Here is a 4502-nt window from a genome sequence, read left to right on the forward strand (position 1 = left end):
CTGCCCGCGGTCCGCTCCAATCCTGTATCCGCTCACCATCCCTCCAGCAACGAAGGCCTGACGTCAGCGAGGATACATATAGTATACAGAGTAAACAAGCCGCCCGCCAGAGTTCTGACACACTCTGGGCCGGCCAGACCGAGCTCACGTCCGCACCGTCGCTTGCAGGCCGAAGGATCTATCGTCGGCCCTGCACGTCCGCCGGCGAACCGCACCACCGTCCGCCCCCGCGCTCAGTTTCACCTCTCCTGCTGTCGGGAGAGGTCGGAGATTCCAGGGGTGACACGCAGTACCGTCACCCCTGGAATCTCCGGGTGAGGGTCCCGTCACGGACACGCTCAGTGCATGTGCCCGCTCATCCCACCCATCCCGCCCGCCGCGTCCGGCCGCCCGTTCGGCCGCGGGTGCGGCACGGGCAGCTCGCGGACGACCTCCACCGCCTCCATCATCCCCAGGTCCTCGTGGTCCAGGATGTGGCAGTGGATCACGAACGTGCCCGTGAAGTCCAGGTACTGCGTGTAGATGTTGATGGTGTCGCCCGCGGGGATCAGCTGCGTGTCCTTCCACACCAGCTCGGGCTGCCCGTTCGGCCCCTGCCGGTAGACCTGGAACGGGTTGATGTGGATGTGGAAGATGTGCGGCAGCGGCGGCACGCCTCCGCCGGGGACGGCGGCCGGATCGCCTACGGTGGTCAGCGACCACATGTCCGTCTTGTTGAGCTGGAGATGGCGCACGCGCGAGTCGTCGAACGCCTCGTAGTTCACCTGGAAGGAGTTGCGCGGGTCCGTGGGCTGCAGCCCGCTTCCCAGCTTGAACACCGCCTCCTGCACCCCGTCCGCCGTCAGCGGCAGCTGCACGCCGGGGAACGGGTTCAGCGCCGCCATCTCCTGCTGCGTCGGCAGCTTCATGTCGACGGGATCGCCCTGGATGCGCACGATGGCCAGCAGCTGCGCCCGCTCCGCCACCCCGCGCAGCGAGATCCCCGTGCTCGCGGAGTCGTCGATCAGCTGATAGTCGCCGGGGGTCGTGCTGGCCTGGACCAGGATGTCGCTGCGGTAGCCGGGCTGGAGAACGAGATCCTGCCCCGCCGCCCAGGTGTCGATCCGGCCGGTGTAGATCCCGTCGAGCGCGATCTCGTGCAGCGCGTGCCCCTGCAGCTGCAGCGCGATGCTCTCGCGGAACGAGCTGTCGATCACCCGCCAGCGCTGCACCTCGCCCGGCCGCATGGTGATGACCGGCACGATCTGCCCGTTGATGGTCGTGTGCCGCCGCGACCCGAACCACGTGCAGGTGGGCCCGCCCGTCTGGCAGGCGTCCGGGGGGCTGGGGGGATCGGGGAAGAACGAGGTGATGTTGTTCGCCTGCCCGGTGGTGTCGTACAGGATCGTCTGCACCACCATGACCTTCTCGTTCTGGTTGGCCGCCCTGAGCGCCGGCGGGATGCGCGCGGGGTCGTCCTCCACGATCAGCGCGCCCGCCATCCCGCTTCCCACCTGCACGGCGGTCGACCCGTGCGTGTGCGCGTGGTACCAGTAGGTGCCGCGCGTGTGGCTGGCCGGCAGGCGGATGCCGTACTGGAAGCGGCTCTGGGGCTGGATGGCCAGCAGCACGTTGTCGCTGTTGCCGTTCGGCGAGACGTGCAGCCCGTGCGTGTGGAGATTGGTGGTGTTGAACGAGTACGGGCGCATGTCGAGGAACGCGCTCCCGTTCTCCTGCTGGAACTGCGCGTTCACCTCTGCGCTGTCCTCGCGCGGCAGCTGGTTGTCGAGCAGCGGCGCCAGGTCGTCGCCCGGGCGGACGCGCAGCGTGGGGCCGACGAGCTGGCCGTTGTAGCTGCGCAGCTTCACCGGGCATCCGGCGATGGAAGTCGTGTTCGGGTCCGTGTAGCGGACGGCCAGCGTGGTCGACAGCCGCCCGTTCGCGGAGCGGAGCTCGAGGGGATTACGGAACGGCTGCTTGCCGTAGCGGTCGATGTCCGCCTCCACGTATGCGCACCGTCCGCCGGGCGCGCGCCGCGCGGCGGCCGCCTGCACGTTCTGCGCGGCCGTGGACGTGGAGATGGATGCGGCGAGCGACGCCGCCAGCACGGCGGCAAGGATGGGCCGCGGGTAGGGCATGGGGATGCGGGGCTCCGGCTCGGATGGATAGTTTCGGCGCGTCCCGCTGCGCCTGTCGGGTGGAGACTGTGGTGTCACGTATGGAGCGGCGGGCTATCATTCAATCCCGGCCCGGCTATCTCCGCGTGCGATGTGGCTGTAACGCGCCGATGCTCCGGCCTGTAACGCGGCGATGCAGACAATTTCGCCGTTTTCGTGCATCTCATCTGCTACTTGAATCCGCTGCAGATCAGTCTACGCGCCGCATTTCACCTCGTCAACAACTCCATATTTTTCCGTCGTGATCCGCGTCTCCAGCGGAGTATTGTGCGAGATGCGGACCCGAAGCGCGGGCCGGGTGTAACGTGCGGCGGAGATGCGGATCGTATACGATATCCGCATCGGTTCTGAGCCGATTGATTCGCGGGAGGGGCGGCGGCCCTTCCCGCGTGCTGATTACGGGAGAAGGTGATGACGCGGCAGGAGGTGGAGGCCAGCGCGATCCAGGCGGAGGCCGGCGGCCCCGTCCCCGGGTGGGGGTGGACCGAGACGGCGCTCTCGTTCATGGTGCTGGTGTGGGGGGTGAACTACTCGGTGGTCAAGCACACGCTGGCGCAGTTCGATCCGCTGGCGTTCAACGCCATCCGCTTCTGCATCGCCAGCGTGTTCGTGCTGCTGGTGCTGCGCGCGCAGGGCGACCTGGGCGCCCCCGAGCGGCGCGACGTTCCCCGGCTGATCGGGCTGGGGGTGCTGGGGAACGTGCTCTACCAGGGGTGCTTCGTGCTCGGCCTGGCGCGCACGCCGGCGGGGAGCGCCAGCCTGATCCTGGCCGTGAGCCCGGTGATGACGGCGATGCTCTCGGCGGCGACGGGGCACGAGCGTCCGGGGTGGCGCACCTGGGGCGGCGCGGCGGTGGCCATCTCGGGGATCGCGCTGATCACCGGCGGCGGCATCGGGCTGCGCGGCCCGCGCGAGATCGCGGGCGACCTGATCCTGGTGTTCGCGGCGTTCGCGTGGGCGGCCTACACCGTGGCCGCGCGGCCGATGGTGCGGAAGTACGGCGCCATCCGCACCACCGCGTGGACCATGTGGACCGGCGCGGTGGGGCTGGTGGCCATCGGCTCGCCCGGGCTGCTGCGGCAGGACTGGGGGAGGGTCACCGGGCTGGACTGGGCGGCGGTGGTGTTCTCCGCGCTCTTCGCCATCGGCCTGGCGTACCTGATCTGGTACCGCGGGGTGGAGAAGATCGGCAACACGCGCACGGCCATCTTCTCCAACCTCAGCCCGGTGGTGGCGGTCGCGTGCGCCGCGCTCCTCCTGCACGAGCGCCCCTCCGAGTGGGCGCTGGCCGGCGCGGTGCTGACGCTCGGCGGCGTGATGATCGTCCGCTCCGACCCCGGCCACGCGAGCCCGGTGCCGGTGCTCGAGGTAGAGGCGGCGGACTGAGGAAAGACGGGGCCCGGCACCGATGAGCCGGCCATTGGGGGAGGGGCGGATAAATCCGCGGCAACAACCACACGAAGTCCGCCTTCGCGGACTACCGGCGCCGGCTCGGGCGAAATTTCGGTTCGCGCGACAGGCATTGGCCAAGCGAGGCATCCTCAGCTCGTCGCGCGCACCGGTGCTGCGACTGCACCATCGGCTGTAGTCCGCGAAGGCGGACTTCGTGTCGTTGTTGCAGCGAATTCATTCGCCCCGTACCATCGAGCCGCTGCAGCTTCACGACGCTGCAGCGGCTCCGCGCGAAAATCACATCTCCACGAAACCGATCGATGGCGGAATACACCCTGGTGGCGGACAAGACGGGCGAGCTGCGGATGGACGCCGCCGCGAAGGACGAGCGCTACGCCGAGGTGGCCGCGCAGATCGAGGCCGTCCTCGCCCCCGAGCGCGACCTGCTCGCGTCGATGGCGACGATCGCGTGCCTCCTCCACAACGCGTTCCCGTACTACTTCTGGACGGGCTTCTACCGCCGCGTGGGCCCCACGCGCCTGCTCGTCGGCCCGTACCAGGGCACGATGGGATGCCTGGACATCGACTTCGCGCGCGGCGTGTGCGGCGCGGCGGCGCGCGAACGGCGCACGCAGCGGGTCGACGACGTCCACGCCTTCCCCGGCCACATCGCCTGCGACTCGGCGTCCGCGTCGGAGATCGTCGTCCCCGTCTTCGACGCGCGCGGCGAGCTGATCGCCGTGCTCGACGTCGACAGCACCCTCCCCGCCGCCTTCGACGAGACGGATCAGCGGTGGCTCGAGCGGATCGTCGCCCTGCTCGCCGGCAAGGACCCGCTCCCCGTCGTCGCGGCCGGCTGATCCCGGTTTGGCCGAATGAATCAGTGAAATCACACGGAGGAAACGGAGGGAACGGAGGACTCACCTGAATCCTCCGTTCCCTCCGTTTCCTCCG

Annotated in this window: 3 protein-coding genes; 2 read left to right on the top strand and 1 reads right to left on the bottom strand. The window is 69.1% G+C overall.

Annotated elements, in window-relative coordinates:
* Nucleotides 1-338: 338 nt before the first annotated feature.
* Complete coding sequence (locus VF092_11045; GenBank protein HEX6747818.1) at nt 339-2117, bottom strand: multicopper oxidase family protein; 1779 nt, start codon at nt 2115-2117, stop codon at nt 339-341.
* A gap of 450 nt (nt 2118-2567) precedes the next feature.
* Between VF092_11045 and VF092_11050 the strand changes: the two genes are divergently transcribed.
* Nucleotides 2568-3542, top strand: a complete 975-nt coding sequence (locus VF092_11050) for an EamA family transporter (protein HEX6747819.1) — start codon at nt 2568-2570, stop codon at nt 3540-3542.
* Nucleotides 3543-3868: 326 nt separating this feature from the next.
* A complete protein-coding gene (locus VF092_11055) occupies nt 3869-4408 on the top strand; it encodes a GAF domain-containing protein (protein ID HEX6747820.1) in 540 nt (179 codons plus the stop codon).
* The last annotated feature ends 94 nt before the right edge of the window (nt 4409-4502 follow it).

The sequence above is a fragment of the Longimicrobium sp. genome (genome assembly GCA_036377595.1).
In the GTDB taxonomy this organism is placed as follows: Bacteria; Gemmatimonadota; Gemmatimonadetes; order Longimicrobiales; family Longimicrobiaceae; genus Longimicrobium.